General features: G+C 63.0%; 15 protein-coding genes. 8 read left to right on the forward strand and 7 right to left on the reverse strand.

Annotation, left to right across the window (positions count from 1 at the left end):
* Window positions 1-67 precede the first annotated feature (67 nt).
* Entirely contained in the window at window positions 68-1,348 is a 1,281-nt protein-coding gene (gene eno, locus ACTIIH_RS11515; protein ID WP_441451879.1) for a phosphopyruvate hydratase, read from the forward strand.
* A 213-nt stretch (window positions 1,349-1,561) separates the two neighbouring features.
* On the opposite strand, the gene ACTIIH_RS11520 is transcribed toward eno, so the two are convergent.
* Window positions 1,562-2,179 (reverse strand): hypothetical protein, encoded by a 618-nt coding sequence (locus tag ACTIIH_RS11520; protein WP_441451881.1) that lies wholly within the window; start codon window positions 2,177-2,179, stop codon window positions 1,562-1,564.
* 284 nt (window positions 2,180-2,463) lie between these two features.
* Between ACTIIH_RS11520 and ACTIIH_RS11525 the strand changes: the two genes are divergently transcribed.
* The 5 genes from ACTIIH_RS11525 to ACTIIH_RS11545 all read left to right on the forward strand — a co-directional run bounded on the left by ACTIIH_RS11525 (window position 2,464) and on the right by ACTIIH_RS11545 (window position 7,144).
* The gene (locus ACTIIH_RS11525; RefSeq protein WP_441451883.1) at window positions 2,464-2,955 is read left to right on the forward strand and encodes a septum formation initiator family protein; all 492 of its coding nucleotides are present in this window, start codon (window positions 2,464-2,466) and stop codon (window positions 2,953-2,955) included.
* On the forward strand, window positions 2,955-3,482 hold the full coding sequence (locus ACTIIH_RS11530) for a DUF501 domain-containing protein (RefSeq protein ID WP_441451885.1): 528 nt from the start codon (window positions 2,955-2,957) through the stop codon (window positions 3,480-3,482). The genes ACTIIH_RS11525 and ACTIIH_RS11530 overlap by 1 nt, the downstream gene beginning before the upstream one ends.
* A gap of 8 nt (window positions 3,483-3,490) precedes the next feature.
* Entirely contained in the window at window positions 3,491-4,438 is a 948-nt protein-coding gene (locus ACTIIH_RS11535; RefSeq protein ID WP_441451886.1) for a Ppx/GppA phosphatase family protein, read from the forward strand.
* Window positions 4,435-5,679: a S8 family peptidase gene (locus ACTIIH_RS11540; protein ID WP_441451888.1), complete on the forward strand. Its 1,245-nt coding sequence runs from the start codon at window positions 4,435-4,437 to the stop codon at window positions 5,677-5,679. Before ACTIIH_RS11535 ends, ACTIIH_RS11540 begins: the two co-directional genes overlap by 4 nt.
* 91 nt (window positions 5,680-5,770) lie before the next feature.
* Window positions 5,771-7,144: an NAD(P)/FAD-dependent oxidoreductase gene (locus ACTIIH_RS11545; RefSeq protein WP_441451890.1), complete on the forward strand. Its 1,374-nt coding sequence runs from the start codon at window positions 5,771-5,773 to the stop codon at window positions 7,142-7,144.
* Window positions 7,145-7,305: 161 nt separating this feature from the next.
* Here the strand turns inward: ACTIIH_RS11545 and ACTIIH_RS11550 are convergent, their stop codons facing one another.
* Window positions 7,306-7,911: an NAD(P)-dependent oxidoreductase gene (locus tag ACTIIH_RS11550; RefSeq protein ID WP_441451892.1), complete on the reverse strand. Its 606-nt coding sequence runs from the start codon at window positions 7,909-7,911 to the stop codon at window positions 7,306-7,308.
* Between the two features lie 114 nt (window positions 7,912-8,025).
* Between ACTIIH_RS11550 and ACTIIH_RS11555 the strand changes: the two genes are divergently transcribed.
* Window positions 8,026-8,415 (forward strand): winged helix-turn-helix transcriptional regulator, encoded by a 390-nt coding sequence (locus ACTIIH_RS11555; RefSeq protein WP_441451893.1) that lies wholly within the window; start codon window positions 8,026-8,028, stop codon window positions 8,413-8,415.
* On the opposite strand, the gene ACTIIH_RS11560 is transcribed toward ACTIIH_RS11555, so the two are convergent.
* Entirely contained in the window at window positions 8,403-8,879 is a 477-nt protein-coding gene (locus ACTIIH_RS11560; protein ID WP_441451895.1) for a hypothetical protein, read from the reverse strand. The two genes, ACTIIH_RS11555 and ACTIIH_RS11560, sit on opposite strands and share 13 nt — an antisense overlap.
* Before the next feature lie 71 nt (window positions 8,880-8,950).
* Between ACTIIH_RS11560 and bioB the strand changes: the two genes are divergently transcribed.
* Window positions 8,951-10,171 carry a biotin synthase BioB gene (bioB, locus tag ACTIIH_RS11565; protein ID WP_441451897.1) on the forward strand — a complete coding sequence of 407 codons (1,221 nt, stop codon included), beginning with the start codon at window positions 8,951-8,953 and terminating at the stop codon, window positions 10,169-10,171.
* 7 nt (window positions 10,172-10,178) lie between these two features.
* On the opposite strand, the gene ACTIIH_RS11570 is transcribed toward bioB, so the two are convergent.
* The 4 genes from ACTIIH_RS11570 to solA all read right to left on the reverse strand — a co-directional run bounded on the left by ACTIIH_RS11570 (window position 10,179) and on the right by solA (window position 15,195).
* Window positions 10,179-11,093, reverse strand: a complete 915-nt coding sequence (locus ACTIIH_RS11570; RefSeq protein WP_441451899.1) for an IS3 family transposase — start codon at window positions 11,091-11,093, stop codon at window positions 10,179-10,181.
* 378 nt (window positions 11,094-11,471) lie between these two features.
* Window positions 11,472-12,617, reverse strand: a complete 1,146-nt coding sequence (locus ACTIIH_RS11575) for an NAD(P)/FAD-dependent oxidoreductase (protein ID WP_441451901.1) — start codon at window positions 12,615-12,617, stop codon at window positions 11,472-11,474.
* Window positions 12,614-14,047: a sodium:solute symporter family protein gene (locus ACTIIH_RS11580; protein WP_441451903.1), complete on the reverse strand. Its 1,434-nt coding sequence runs from the start codon at window positions 14,045-14,047 to the stop codon at window positions 12,614-12,616. The genes ACTIIH_RS11575 and ACTIIH_RS11580 overlap by 4 nt, the downstream gene beginning before the upstream one ends.
* Window positions 14,044-15,195, reverse strand: coding sequence for an N-methyl-L-tryptophan oxidase (gene solA / locus ACTIIH_RS11585; protein ID WP_441451904.1), 1,152 nt, complete (start codon window positions 15,193-15,195; stop codon window positions 14,044-14,046). The genes ACTIIH_RS11580 and solA overlap by 4 nt, the downstream gene beginning before the upstream one ends.
* Between the last annotated feature and the right edge of the window lie 124 nt (window positions 15,196-15,319).

The following is a 15,319-nucleotide window of genomic DNA, read 5'->3' on the forward strand; positions in this document are numbered from 1 at the left end:
CGCGGTGCATTAAGCTGTCCTGCAGGCACATGTTCCCCATGTGAAACCAAACGCTAAGGAGTACTCAGTGGCCGAGATCGTTGCCGCAAACGCCCGTGAAATCCTGGATTCCCGGGGAAATCCCACCGTCGAGGTGGAAGTGCTGTTGGCCGATGAGTCCGTCGGTCGCGCCGGAGTTCCCTCCGGTGCCTCCACCGGTGAGTTCGAAGCCGTGGAGCTGCGCGACGGTGATCCCGAGCGCTACCTGGGCAAGGGCGTCACCCAGGCCGTCGACGCCGTCGTCGACGAAATCCACGAAGTCGTCGTCGGACTCGAAAGCGACGATCAGCGTCTCGTCGACCAGGCGCTCATCGAACTCGACGGCACCGACAACAAGTCCCGCATCGGCGCGAACGCGATGCTCGGCACTTCGCTGGCCGTGGCCCGCGCGGCAGCGGTCTCGGCCGATCTGCCCCTCTACCGCTACCTCGGCGGACCGAATGCGCACGTCATGCCCGTGCCGATGATGAACATCCTCAACGGCGGATCCCACGCCGACTCGAACGTCGACATCCAGGAATTCATGATCGCCCCGATCGGCGCCGCCAGCTTCCACGAATCACTCCAGTGGAGCGTCGAGGTCTACCACGCGCTCAAGGGCGTGCTCAAGGAACGCGGACTCTCGACCGGACTCGGCGACGAGGGCGGATTCGCTCCGAACCTCGACTCGAACGCCGCTGCACTCGACCTGATCATCGAGGCCATCGACATCGCCGGGCACCGTCCCGGGCGCGATATCGCCGTCGCCCTCGACGTGGCGTCCTCAGAGTTCTACACCGACGGAGCCTACGAGTTCGAAGGCAGCAAGAAGACCGCCGAGGAGATGGCCACCTACTACGAAGAGCTGCTGGCGAAGTACCCGCTCGTGTCGATCGAGGACCCCCTCGATGAGAACGACTGGGACGGCTGGGCGACTCTGACCGAGACGATCGGCTCGAAGGTGCAGCTCGTCGGCGACGACCTGTTCGTGACCAACCCCGAGCGTCTGCAGCGCGGTATCGACAACGCCACGGCGAACTCGCTGCTGGTCAAGGTCAACCAGATCGGCACCCTGACCGAGACCCTCGACGCTGTGTCGCTGGCGCAGACGAACGGCTACACCACGATGATCTCGCACCGTTCCGGCGAAACCGAGGACACGACCATCGCCGACCTGGCCGTGGCGACCAACGCCGGTCAGATCAAGGCCGGCGCCCCGGCACGATCGGAGCGCGTCGCGAAGTACAACCAGCTGCTGCGCATCGAAGAGCAGCTCGGCGATGCCGCACGCTACGCGGGCCGCAGCGCCTTCCCGCGCTTCGAAGCCTGAGGTCAGCAGGGCTCTGAACTCCCCGAGGCGGGGCTGGACGATCACATCGATCGCCCGGCCCCGCCTCGGCGCTATTCACGTCGGCCTCCTCACCTCATGGTCTCCCACGCCTGCCCATCGGCGAGTTGCCCTCGCGTTCCTCGCAATCGGCACCGGTGCACCACTCTGACGAGTCATTCCGGGTGAGGCGTGGTCAAGCACGTGTATGCTCTGTCAGCAGCGGTGCGGGATGCGACATCGATTCAGGCGGCGGCGTTCTGCTTCGAGCTCTTGGCGAGGGACACCTGAGCCCAGATAGAGCTTGCCGATGCCGTCGATCTCGATGACGAGACGCGCCCGGCGGTGACAGAAGTCGACGCGGATATCCCGGTTCAAGCTGTCGGCGCGGATCGTGACCTGCGGTTCCAAGCCCGTGATTCCGTGTTCGTTGAATCGCACCGCCGCGACCGCCTCGGCGGGCGATTCGCGCCGGGCATCAGCCAAACCGATGGCCAACCGCACTTTCGAGCCGTTGCGCTTCTCCAGACAGTGGGCGAGGGTCGTGAGGATCGTCTCTCTGGTCGTCAGCTCTCGGTGCAGGGCATCATCGATCATGGGCACGGAGACGTCGAGGTTGTAGCTGCGGGCAACGTCGATGAGTGTGCGTTCGAGCGCGGTGAGCTCGGCACCCCCGATCGTGGCGCGATGAGCCTGGGGAATCTGATTGCCGCGGACATGGATGCTCTTGAAGCGACGGTTGACGCCGGGACGGACGACCTCGATCTGGTGTGTGACGGGGTAGGCGACCGGCAGGCACCGGAGGTCCGAGGGCGGGAGATTGCGGGCATGCATCACCGTCAGCCGCATAACCCACTGCAGGAACGAGGGGGGTTTGCCGTGAACGGCGAGTGGTGCGTTGGCAGGTGCAGGTAAAGCCGCCGCCGGGAGAAGTTGGCGGTCAACGTGCGGGGAGGCTCCGGATGCAGAGGCTGAGCGAGTACGCTGCAACGTGATGGAAGATACGTGAGAATCGAACACGCCACGAGCTCGAAATCCTCGCGCAGGGAATGCGGACACGGCACACTTGGAGATGTTGCGACACTCTTCCCCGATCCCCAGTCGCAGAGGAAAGAAGCATGGTCCCGAGCAAGCCCAGACGAAGTGCCCCGAAATCGGCTCCTGGCAAAGCCACCCCTCGCCGACGCCCGAAACCGGTCATCGAAGCTGATGCCGGCATGGACGCCGAGGCGCGGAGCCGCCGCTTATCGCTGCGCACGGGCATCTTCCTCCTCGTCATCGCCGCCGTCCTCCTCGCCTTCCTCTCGCCCCTGAACTCCGCGCTCAAGCAGGCCCAGCAGATCGCCGCTCTCAACGATGAGATCGAGACGACGAAAGCTGAGGTCAAGAGCCTCGAGGAGAAGAACGAGAATCTCAGGGATCCCGACTACATCAAGCGCAAAGCCCGTGAAGACCAGTACTACGTGGAGAAGGGCAAGAACGCGGTCATCGTCACGAACCAAGAAGCTGTGGACGACGAAACCGCCGCTCGGCCGGTTCGCAAGCAGGCCTGGTACCTTGAGTTGCTGGAGTCCATTCAGGAGACCGGAAACACCGTGGAGAAGAGCTGATGATCACAGAGTGCACCGAGGCGGATTTCGCAGTCCTCGAAGACCAACTCGGACGCATTCCCCGAGGCGTCGTCGGCATCGCCGCTCGCAGCACCGCCGGTGAACCGCTGGTCGTCGCCACGGCACCCCGCCTCGAAGACGGCACACCGTTCCCAACGACCTTCTACCTCACCCATCCCGCCTATGTGGCCGAATGTTCACGCCTCGAAGCATCGGGAATCATGGCCGACTGGACCGCCGAGATCGGTGAAGACGAGGAACTTTCCGCCGCCTACGCCGCCGCGCACCGGGCCTACCTCGACGTCCGCTCTGAGATCGGCTCCGCTGCCGGCCTGGCGGACGTCGAAGAGATCAAGGACTACTCCGCCGGCGGAATGCCCAACCGGGTGAAATGCCTCCACGCCCTCGTCGGCCACTCGCTGTCCGCCGGACTCGGCATCAATCCCATCGGCGACCGCGCGCTATCGTTCATGACCGATGTGCCGCCCCTCGCCGGCGCCGCTGCCACCACAGAACCGACCGACTAGGACCTGCCATGCGTGTTGCCGCCTTCGACTGCGGGACGAACTCCCTGCGTCTGCTCATCGCCGATGTCGCCGCCGACGGCACCCTCACAGACCTGCGCCGCGAAACCCGGATAGTCCGCCTCGGCCAAGGCGTCGACGCCACCGGCGAGTTCGCTCCGGAGGCGCTCGAGCGCACCTTCGCCGTCGCGCAGGAATTCGCAGAGGTGGCCGCCGACTACCAGCCGGAGAAGCTGAGATTCGTTGCGACCTCGGCCAGCCGCGACGTGAAGAACCGTGACGAGTTCTTCGCGGGGATCTTCTCGATCCTCGGCGTCGTCCCCGACGTCATCGCCGGTGAGGAAGAGGCCCGACTGTCCTTCCTCGGCGCCACTGCCGGGCTCACGGATGCCGACGGACCGTATGTCGTCATGGACCTCGGCGGCGGATCGACCGAACTCGTCCTCGGCCACGACGATGTCCAAGCAGCAGTGAGCATGGACATCGGGTCGGTGCGTCTGACCGAGCGCCATATGGCAGTCGAGACTCCCTCCGAGGATCAGATCCAGGCAGCGCTTGCCGATATCGACGGCCAGCTCGACCAGGCCGCGCAGATAGTCGACTTCTCCGCGCCGCGCACCTTTATCGGAGTCGCCGGCACCGTCACCACGATCACCGCAGGCATCCTCGGACTCGAGAGCTACCAGCGAGAGCGCATCCACGGAGCACATATCAGCGTCGCCGACGTCACAGACGAATCCCGAAGACTTCTGGCCATGGACCGCCAGGCACGCACGGAGCTGCCGTATATGCATCCCGGACGCGTCGATGTCATCGGCGCCGGATCGCTGATCTTCGCCCGGACCGTCGACCGCTTCGACCAGGCAGTGACGGCCGCCGGGGGATCGCTGGACATTCGGGTCTCCGAAACCGACATCCTCGACGGGACCGCGCTCGATCTTGCGCTGACGAGCTCGTGAGAGCCGCCGCCCGACTCCTCGCCGTCACGACCGTCGTCCTCGGACTCGTCGTCGGCACCACCCAGCCGGTCATGGCCGCGCCGAAGGCCGGGCCCGGCCAGTGGTTCATCAACGACTACGGGATCGACAAGGTCTGGAAGAAGTCCACGGGCAAGGGCGTCAAAGTCGCAGTCATCGACTCCGGCGTCAACACCGACCACGAAGACCTCAAAGACGTGGTGAAGAAGTCGAAGGACTTCAGCGGCTTGGGCAAGGACGGAAAGACCCCGATCGGCGGGAAGACCACGATCCACCACGGCACCGCCGTGGCCGGAGTCATCGCCGGCCGAGGAGTCGGTGCAGGACCGACCGGCGTCGCCCCGGACGCAGAGATCCTGTCGGCGTCGATGTGGCTGGGCCCCGACCGCCCGAAGGAGTCCGGATCGACTCGAGAGCAGGCCGATCAGGCCATCCGGTGGGCCGTCGACTCCGGTGCGAAGGTCATCAACATGTCCTTGGGCTGGGACGATCCGGGTTGGCCGGAGAGCTGGGACGAATCCTTCGCCTACGCCTATGAGAAGGGCGTGCTCGTCGTCGCCTGCGTCGGCAACGCCTCACAGGGAGCGACCCAAGCGTGGTCGCCGTCGACGGTTCCCGGTGTCATCGGGGTGGGCGGACTCGACCAGAACGGAAAGGTCCTCGACGACTCCACCGCCCCCGGCACCGCCGTCGACCTCATGGGGCCGGCCGAGGACATTCCCATCCCGTACTACAGCGGCGGCTACGCCGAAGGTCAGGGATGCTCCTTCGCCTCACCCGTCGTCTCGGGTGTGGCAGCGCTCATCCGCTCCGAGAACCCGGACCTGAGCGCCGATGAGGTCCGCGCCAAACTGCAGTCGAGCGCCAAACCGGTCGACGGTCACAAGGGCGTGAGCAAGAAGGGCAAGCCCGACCCGATCGTCGGGTGGGGGCGCGTCGACCCGCAGGCCGCCGTCAAAGCGAAAGTGCCCAAGGACGTCTCCTCCGCCGAGGATGAACTGGCGGATTGGGTGAAGATGCATCGTCGCGGGGACGCGAAGGCCGAAGAGACCGAAACCGCCGCTCCGGATGAGACCGAGAGCCCGAAGGCTCTCGCGCCGACCGACATCGTCGCCACACAGTCGACACCGACTCTCGGCTTCGCCGTCCTCGGCGCCGGTGCCCTGATCGCCCTGGTTCTCATGATCGTTTCGGTCGTCTCCTTCGCCCGCCGTCGACGCTGAAACCGGGAGACGGAACTGCCCTGATCTGGGGCGTTCGAGTCCGCGAGACAAACAATTAGTGAAAGTTTTCACAAGGGTCTAGCATGGGATTATGGCACTCATCAGAAACTCAAAACTGCGTCCACGAATCCTCGTCGTCGGTGGCGGCTCGGTCGGCCTGCTCGCCGCTCAGAATCTGCTGAAGAACCTCGGTCGGGGCGAAGCCACCGTCACCGTGGTCGATCCCAACCCGTACATGACCTACCTGCCGTTCCTCCCCGAGGTGGCAGCCGGGTCCATCGAGCCCCGTCACGCTGTGGTGCCGCTGCGCCGCAACCTGCCGGGTGCCGAGGTCATCACCGCGAAGGTCACCTCGATCAACCACGCCGAGAAGTTCGCCACCATCGAACCCGAGAACGATGAAGCGTTCGAACTCGACTACGACCACATCGTCCTCGCCTCCGGTTCGGTTGCCCGTGCGCTGCCGATCCCGGGTCTGAAGGAGAACGCGATCGCGCTCAAGCGCATCGAGGAAGCCGTCGCGCTGCGTGACCACCTGCTGTCCCGCCTGGCCGACGCCGCTCTGATGGAGGACGACGAAGAGCGTCGCAAGGCTCTGACCTTCGTCTTCGTCGGCGGCGGATTCGCCGGCATCGAGCTGCTGACCGAACTCGAGGACATGGTCCGTTCGGCCATCGCCCAGTACGAGACTCTGACCGAAGCCGATGTCCGCTTCGTCCTCGTCGAGGCTCTCGGCCGCGTCATGCCCGAGGTCGGCGAAGCTCAGGCCCGTTGGGTCGTCGAGCACATGCGCGAACGCGGAATCGACGTCTACCTCGAGACCTTCCTTCAGGACTGCACCGACAAGCACATCAAGCTCTCGAACGGTGAAGAGTTCGACGCCGACACGATCGTGTGGTCCGCCGGTGTCAAGGCCAACCCGGTGCTCATCGACTCCGACCTGCCGATCAACGAACGCGGCAATGTCACCGTACGCGCCGACCTGCGGGTCGAAGGCGATGACGGTGTCGTCGAGGGCGCTTGGGCAGCCGGCGACAACGCCGCTGTTCCCGACCTGTCCGGCGGCGGAGTGGCAGGCTTCTGCGTCCCCAACGCTCAGCACGCCGTGCGTCAGGCTCCCGTGCTCGCTGCCAACGTGCTCGCCGCACTGCGTGGTGAGACCGAGTTCAAGCAGTACTTCCACAAGACCATCGGTACGGTCGCTGGCCTGGGTGTGTACAAAGGTGTTTCCCAGATGGGTGACTTCGAAGCCCGCGGACTCCTCGCTTGGCTCATGCACCGCGCTTACCACGGCTACGCGATCCCGACCATGGATCGCAAGGTCAGGGTCTTCGGCAACTGGTTCGTCAGCGCCGTCCTCGGCCGTGACGTTACGCCGCTGGCAGACCTCGATGTTCCGCGCAAGAACTTCGTCGAGGCCGCCAACTCGAAGCCGGCTCCCAAGAAGGAACCTGCTAAGGCCTGATTCGAGGCGGCCGGTGCCATCCGGTCACCTGCCCTGATGAGACGACAGCGCCGGGGATGCATTGTGCATCCCCGGCGCTGTCATGTTCGCATGACCGCGAGTGGCTGGCTCTCCTCTGGGCGTCGGGAGCCGCCGCGCATGGTCATCGACCGTCAGTCCGGTCAGTTCGCGACGGTGAACCGGACGTCGATGTGCTTCGGTTCAACGATCTCGTCGACCATGGCGACCGCGAAGTCCTCGGCCGAGATTGCGTCACCGGCCGGGACCTCCAGCTCGGTCTTGTACGAACCCGTGCGCTCCCCGGGGGCGATTTCCGGTGCGGGGGAGATGAGCGTCCAGGGCGACCAGTTGCCTGTCCGCAGCAGCTCGAGCGCTCGGGTGCCGGTCTCCGATTCTGCCTTGTAGCTCGCGGGGAAGCCCTCGGTGTCCTTGAGCATGATGTCGCCGACCCACAGGGAACCGGCGCCGCCGACGACGAAGATGCGGGTCTTGCCGCTGTTCTCGGCCAAGGTCTTCAGGGCGTCGAGCCACTCCTGGTGGTCCCCGCCGGTGCGGCTGGGACCGGTGGTGGAGACGATGATGTCGTGTTCGGCGGCGATGCGGGCGTCGAACTCGGCATCGGCCATATCGCCCTTGATGCTGCGGGCGGCACCGGGCACGTCGGTGCCCGAACGGGTGATGCCGGTGATGTCGAGGCCGCGGCCGGCCGCCTCGGCGGTGACGCGGGAGCCGATCATTCCGGATGCTCCGAAGAGTGCGATCTTCATGGTGTGTCCCTTTCTGCTGCGGCGTCGGGTTCGCGGCGCCGAGGTAGTTTCTGCTGTGATGACATCATGACACTATCGTTTGGAAAGGGAGTACCTCAAAGATACTATTCGGATATGAAAATCAGAGATTCTTGGGAAGGCGATGCCTTCGATCCGGAGTGCCCCACCCGAGTCATCCTCGATCGGGTCGGTGACAAGTGGACGGTGCTCATCATCGAGATCCTCGATGACAGCCCAAAGCGCTTCGGAGAGATCCGACAGGCGATCGGGGGCATCACCCCGAAGGTGCTCACCTCGACGCTGCGATCACTCGTCGCCGACGGCTTGGTGATCAGGCAGTCGTTTGGGGAGGTGCCCCCGCGGGTGGAGTATTCGCTCACCGATCTCGGTCGCTCGCTGCAGGCTCCCGTGACCGCGCTGCGGAGGTGGGCCGAGCGCAATGTCGCCGAGTTGATCGACAATCGTGATCGCCAGGCCGAGATGGATGATGCTCAGGCGAGCTGATCGGCCTTGGTGAGTTCGCCGAGGACGGTGATGAGCTCTCTCAGGCGGCCCGCGGCGCGGTAGGTGCGCGGTGAGCCCGAGTAGACCCAGTTGTTCGTGATGATCGAGGCGCTGCCGTTGTTCGTTGCCACCTTGAACTCTCCGACAGCGAGCGTCGCGAGGTGATCCTCGACGAGGCGGCGCCGCAGCTCCGGTCCCATCTGCACCCAATGATCGGCGGCCTCGAAATCAATGTCCGACCAGTCGGCTCCCGACTCACGGAAGGCGAGAGGACGGTAGGGGGCGTCGATGCATGCGTTCAGTGACGGCGCCTCGGTGCCGATGTCAGGGCCGGAGTTGGAGTCGTCGGCAGCGCTGTCGACGGCGATGAGTACCGCGGGCCCGGCCGCCTCGGCGAGGTTCGGATCATCGGTGCCGTCGACGAACCGGGGATGATCGCCGGCGGTGAGAAGTACGAAGGTCATAACACCATTCTGCCTGTTCGGGCGGAGAGTGTGATTTGGCACTCTATTGAACAGTGTTCAATAATGACAACATGGATAGCTATCAAACACTCGCCGAGCGCGTGCTCGCCGGCGATTCGGCCACCGCCTCCGACGCTCGCGCGATCCTGTCGTCGTCCGACGAGGGCCTCCTCGATCTTGTCGCCGCTGCCTCCCGGCTGCGCCGCGAACATTTCGGCAATCGCGTCAAGGTCAACTACCTCGTCAACCTCAAATCGGGACTCTGCCCGGAGGACTGCGGATACTGCTCGCAGCGATTGGGCTCAGAAACCGACATTCTCAAGTACTCATGGCTGCCGAAGGATGAGGCGAAGCGGCAGGCGGAATTCGGTCTGGCAGGGGGAGCCTCGCGGGTCTGCCTCGTCGCGTCCGGACGCGGTCCTTCGAACCGGGACGTCGAGCGCGTCTCGGGGATGGTCGAGGAGATCAAGACATCCAGTCCCGACGTCGAGGTCTGCGCCTGCCTCGGGTTCCTCAAGGACGGTCAGGCACAGCGACTCAAGGACGCCGGTGTCGACGCGTACAACCACAACCTCAACACTGCCGAATCTCTCTACCCCGATATCTGCACCACTCATACGTTCGCCGACCGTGTCGATACCGTGGACAAGGCGCGTGGTGCTGGGCTCTCCCCGTGCTCGGGGCTGATCGTCGGAATGGGGGAGACGGACGAGCAGATCATCGAGGCGATCGAATCGCTCAAGGCCGTTGACTCCGATTCGATCCCGGTCAACTTCCTCATTCCCTTCGACGGCACACCGCTCGAAGGAACCTGGACGCTGACCCCGCAGCATTGCCTGCGGATTCTCTGCGCCGTGCGGTTCCTGTGCCCGGACCGCGAGCTGCGCATCGCCGGAGGTCGGGAGATGCACCTGCGTACGCTGCAGCCGCTGTCGCTGCATGTGGCCAATTCGCTCTTCCTCGGCGACTATCTGACCTCGGAGGGGCAGGCCGCCGAGGAAGACCTCGACATGATCGTCGACGGAGGCTTCGAGATCGTCGGAGCAGAGAGTGCCGAACGACTGCGTGATGAGCTCAAGGCTCACCGGGCAGCCCATCAGGCCGCCTTCGCCGAGGTGGCGCCCGGTGACATGAAGAGCGACGGAACGTCCGCTGAGGCAGCAAAGACCGCGAGCACCCTGCCGTGCGGCAAACCTCTGCCGACGGCTGGTCAAGAAGCCGACGACTCCGGAGTGATGATTCCGACGATCCGACGCCGCGGCGCGGGCACAGAGCTCACGCCCAATGCCTGAGGCGGGACTACGGATGCCGACGAGCACGCTCGAGCGCGATTCCGGCCTGCTGTGGCACCCCTACGGTCCGCTCGACGCCGGAGCGCACTTCTCGGTCACCGGCGCAGATGGGCCCTATGTGGAGTTGCGCGGTGTATACCCACCCAGCAGACGTCGGAACATACGTAATATCCGCAACCCACAAACAGTTGGGCGCCGGTGCTGCAAACTCACGCTCGACAAGATCATCCGGACACTCCTCAGTCCTAGCCGAAGCCGTCTTCGGGCGCTTCCTCCTGCGACGAATACCGTCGATGCCTAACTGGCGCATCAACCGCTCCACCGTGCAACGGGCCACCGGGCCGAACTGATCGGCGTAGTCGCGGTTGATCGCCTTCCACATCTTCCGCACCCCGTAACACGAGTAGTTCGCCTCATAGACATCCTGGATCACCACCATCAGCGCCTGGTCCCGACGGCCCCTGGCCGATGGTTGACGCAACTTGTACGCGTAATACGAGCTCACAGCAATCCGTGCCGCAGTCCCGGACAGGGCGCGCACGATTGGTGTGATGCCGAACTCGTGACGATGATCGTCGATGAGGACGACGATTCCCCGCAAGCGGGAGGTACACCCTCTTCGATGGGCGGTCGAGCTCCGCCGCGGGAGACAAGCCGATGCTCTCTTCAAGATCTCGTTGGCCCGCTTCGCTTCAGCCAGCTCAGCCCGTAGCCGACGGTTCTCCGCCTCCAAATCGACTGACTCAGTCGGTGTGGCCTTGCCAGAGTCTTTGTGCTTACGGACCCAGACTCGCAGGGTCTCTTTACTCAGACCGAGCTCGCCGGCGACACGGGTGATCGCTCCGTTCGCGGTGTCCGGATCGGCCTGAGCATGAATGACGAGTTCGACGGCGCGAGCCTTGAGTTCGTCGGTGTATTTCACTGGCAAGAGAGAATCTCCTTCTTCCAATCTCCCTGCCTCTATTATCCCCGGGGCGATTCATCATGGGCGTTCAGCTGACGCAAGGCGAAGTGGACCACGCCCGCCACTATCAGTCCACTAACCTCTTCGTGGTCGATGGGATTAGTGCTGAGGTTCTCTCAACTGGCGATGTCGTAACGTCCGGGGAACAGCAACAAATCTGGGCCGACTGGGAACCGACAGAACATTCGCTGCGTCCAACTCATTTGCGATACACGCTTCCATAGCCAGTTACGAGCCGCGGCAAACTGTACGAGTCCGTTAGGTCCTGGGATACCGCGGCAACAGGTGCTCGAACTACTCTTCTGCCCGAGCACCCGTTGCAAAAGGTGACTACGACTACTGCCTGCCGATGAAATTCGTTGGCGACTCGGGTGTGACGCCCTCGGCGAATCGGCTGGGCCTGAATACGTCGAGTAGCTGGGAGGCGTCTCCTCGAACTTCATCAGCAACGAGTCGTCCCAGTAGCGCCGCCATTGTCATCCCGCTGTGGGTGACAAGCGAGTACGCCCGGTGGTGTTCGTCGAGATAGCCGACGATGCTCAGCCCATCCTCGGGAAAGCTGCGTCCGCTGAAAATGACCTTGTCGACCGGTATGTGCTGCCCGAACAGTGATTCGAGTTCGGCCTCCATGACGGTCTGGACCTCGTCGAGCAGCTCCGGGTTTTCTCCTTCTTCTGTACGAGCTTCCACCGAAGGAATCTGGACGAACATGCTGCCGTCACTGCGGGGCCTCACGTTGATCTTGTCCGAAATGATTATCCGGTTGAGATTCACGTCTGTGGGAGCAGTGACACCCAGCAGACTGTGTGTCCGCGGTCCGGGCTGGGACAGATCTGCCACGGGCAGCAGGAGACCGGAACGATCTGCGATCATTCCAGAATCTGCGCCAGCAGCGATGATCACTTGGTCGAAGATCCGAGTGCTTCCGTCGGCGAATTCCACGGAAGTTCCGTCGACGTTAGTTTCCACCCGAACAACCTCTGCGACTTCCGGTACAACGTCGGCCTCTTCGAGGAAGCCCTCGACGAGGCTACCGAAAGCTTCGTTGTCCAGGTGAGCTTCGAGAGGGAAGAGCAGCCCTGAGTCTGTCGGCCAGCTGACAGCGGGTTCAAGCTCGCGTAGGCGGTCGGAGTCAATTCGTTCGACCGGGTATTCGAGCTCGGCCGATTCAGTGAATCGTTCGTCTAATCCGGACGACTTGTCTGGTGTGCTGTCGAACATGACGCACCCGTGCTGGTGGAACCAGGTTCCGTGGTCAGCGAATCGTTTCTGGAACTCATCGTGGGCTGCGATGCCGGCACGGTTGAGCAGGTGGTATTCGGCGGGGAGTTTGTGGTTGGCGTTGATCCAGGCGAACGAGCGACTGCTGGCCTTGGCGTATGGGCCGGTCTTGTCGACGATCGTGACGTCATGGCCGTCTTCGACGAGGTTGAATGCGGTGGTGAGTCCGAGGACTCCTGCACCGACGACGAGTATCTTCATGAAAGGGCTCCTTCTTCACAGAGGGCACGGGCACGTGGTTTCTTCACGGCAAGCATGATCAGGTAGGCGATGAGGCTCGCGATGATGCCGAAGACTGCGTAGGGAATGGTGGTTCCTGCGATGTGGGCAACCGCGCATACGACGAGACCGGCCGCCATAGAGACGTATCCGATTGAAACGTCGAGGATCCATTTGTTGGTCAGGACCATGCCGAGGAGGAACGGTACAGCCAGCATCGAAGCCGAGTAGGCGTAAGTGGCCACGAGCCAGTTGAGCGCGGTGGGGAAGACGATGGCAAGGACTGCGGCGATTGCGGAGACTGCGACGGTGCACCACCGAGACATAGCAACGAGGTCGGAAGATGTGTCCTTGTTCTTGACGAACGCTGGCCTCAGGTCATTGACCAAGTTGACCACGACCGAGTGCAGTGCCGACCCGGTGGTCGAAACGATCGTGGCCATGAGGAACGCACCGTAGGCCGCAATGAGCCAAACGGGCAGCTGGGCGAGGAACCACCCTGCCGCCTGTTCGCGGCCGTCGATGCCGAATTGGTCAGTCATGCTGCGAACTGAGGCCCCGATGATGAGCGCATAGACACCGGAGATTCCGATCAGGATACAGCTGAGGTAGATGCCCTGTCGGGCCTGTTTGACGTTGCTGGCAGCAAAGATGCGCTGATAGTAGAGCTGATTGGTCAGGGTGCCGGGAAGGATGGAGAAGAGCCACAGAAGGATCGTCAATCCGCCGGCAGCTGTGAGCCCGGTAGGCATCGTGGTCAATTCGGAGGGGAGGTTCTTCACGATCGTCGATGGTCCGCCGGCGTTGATGATCGCGTATGCACCGACAACCACTGATGCGATGACCATGAAGACACCGAAGAAGAAGTCCGACCACGCGACTGACGTCAGCCCGCCGGGGAGGACGAAGGCGATAGAGACAACAGCCATGATGATGATCAACGGTGTGATCCCGACGCCCGTCACGGCGTTGAAGAGGTTGGCGAAGGCGATGAACTGGGTGGCCAGCCAGCCGAACGGGACAACGATGACGGCCAGCGCGACCATGGAGAGCATCAGACGATGTTCGCCGTAGAGCTTCGTGAAGACCTCGGGAATGGTCGAGAACGTTCGGCGGCGCAGCCATCCGGCAAAGATCGCTATGACGAGGAGGCCGACGATGACGAAGATCTCGTACCAGAACACCGACAGGCCCCATGCGTAGGCAATGCCGACGTGGGCGACGAGCACGCCGCCGCCGACGGCCGTGGCGTATTGGGTGAAGGCGATGACGTAGAGCGGGAGATTACGGCCGCCGACCACCCAGGAATCATTGGACTTGGCGCGTTTTCCGACATAGAACGAGATGAGTGCCCCGATGCCGATAACAATGGCAGCAGTGACTGAGATGAGAACTGTGGTGCCGATGTTCATGACGAGCTCCGATCAAAACGCTGAGAGTCCATGATGGCGATCGCATCTGATGAGGTGCCCGTTTCGACGAAGTCGCTGACGATGGAGCCCATCATCGGTGAGAATTTGAATCCTTGACCGGACATACCCACGGCCAACACGATGCGTGAGTCGGCACTTGACGGGCCGACGATCGGAGCACCGTCGACAGTGAATCCTTCGGTCCACGTGGACACGCGGTAAGGAATGGGGTCGACCCCGGGCATGAGGCGGGCAACGGCGTGCTCGGTCGACTGGACGACTTCGTCCTCGATGAAACGCGGCAGGTCATCGACCGAGTCCAGTGTCTTCCACGCCAAGTGGTGAGGCAGAATTTTGATGCCGAGTCCGTCGAGGGCAGGGAAGCAGGAGAATCCGCCTTCTGGATGTCGACGGATGGAGATGGGCATGTGTTCTGGCGTGTGCAATGGGATGTCTTTGGCTGGGAACCACATGGCGACCAAGCGCAATGCCTCGACGGTGCTGGAGTCGAACTCGGTCAGTTCGTTCACCCATGGGCCGGTGGAGACGACGAGCTTGTCGAACGCGTAAGCTCCATCGGCGGTGTCGACCATGACAGAGCGGCTCAGAGGACGGATGTTGAGCACTCGAGTATAGGCCTTGAAATTGGCCCCGAGTTGCTCGGCTTCCTTGCGTGCAGCCAGTACAGCGGCTTCTGGCCGAAAAACTCCGGCGACCGGATCGAAGACGCCGACTTCATCGCTGTCGACCCCGAACTGTGGGTACCTCTTCGCCATCTCCGATTGCGAGAGCACTTCGTGGTCGAGGTCCGCGGCCTGAGCACAGTCGATGACGGCTGCGACGTCTTCAATGTCGGGATGGCCTATCATGAGTCCTCCGCACATGGTGAGCACGGAGGTGTTCTGGTTTGTCTGCAGCTCTTGCCACTTGTCGAAGGAATTCCTCAGGATGGGCACGTACTCCGGGCCCTCCTTGTAGATGGTTCGAAATATCCGCGATTCGCCAGCCGAGGCGCCCCGGTCGTTGGGGGAGTTCCACTGGTCGAACACGGTGACGTCGTATCCGCGGGTGGCCAATTGCCATGCGGTCATTGTTCCGATGATGCCGGCCCCGATGACGGCGATCTTTTCTTTACTAGCTGTTATCAATTTGGCTGACCTCCAGAGTCATATTGCGGGGGTGGATGTAGAACTCAGCGACCTCGATGATGGAGTCATCGACTAGGGCATGTCTCCTTTATTGGCGGAGCCATGTCAGGATCGCGCTGATCAC

This window comes from Brevibacterium sp., assembly GCF_052105255.1.
Taxonomy (GTDB): domain Bacteria; phylum Actinomycetota; class Actinomycetes; order Actinomycetales; family Brevibacteriaceae; genus Brevibacterium; species Brevibacterium linens_B.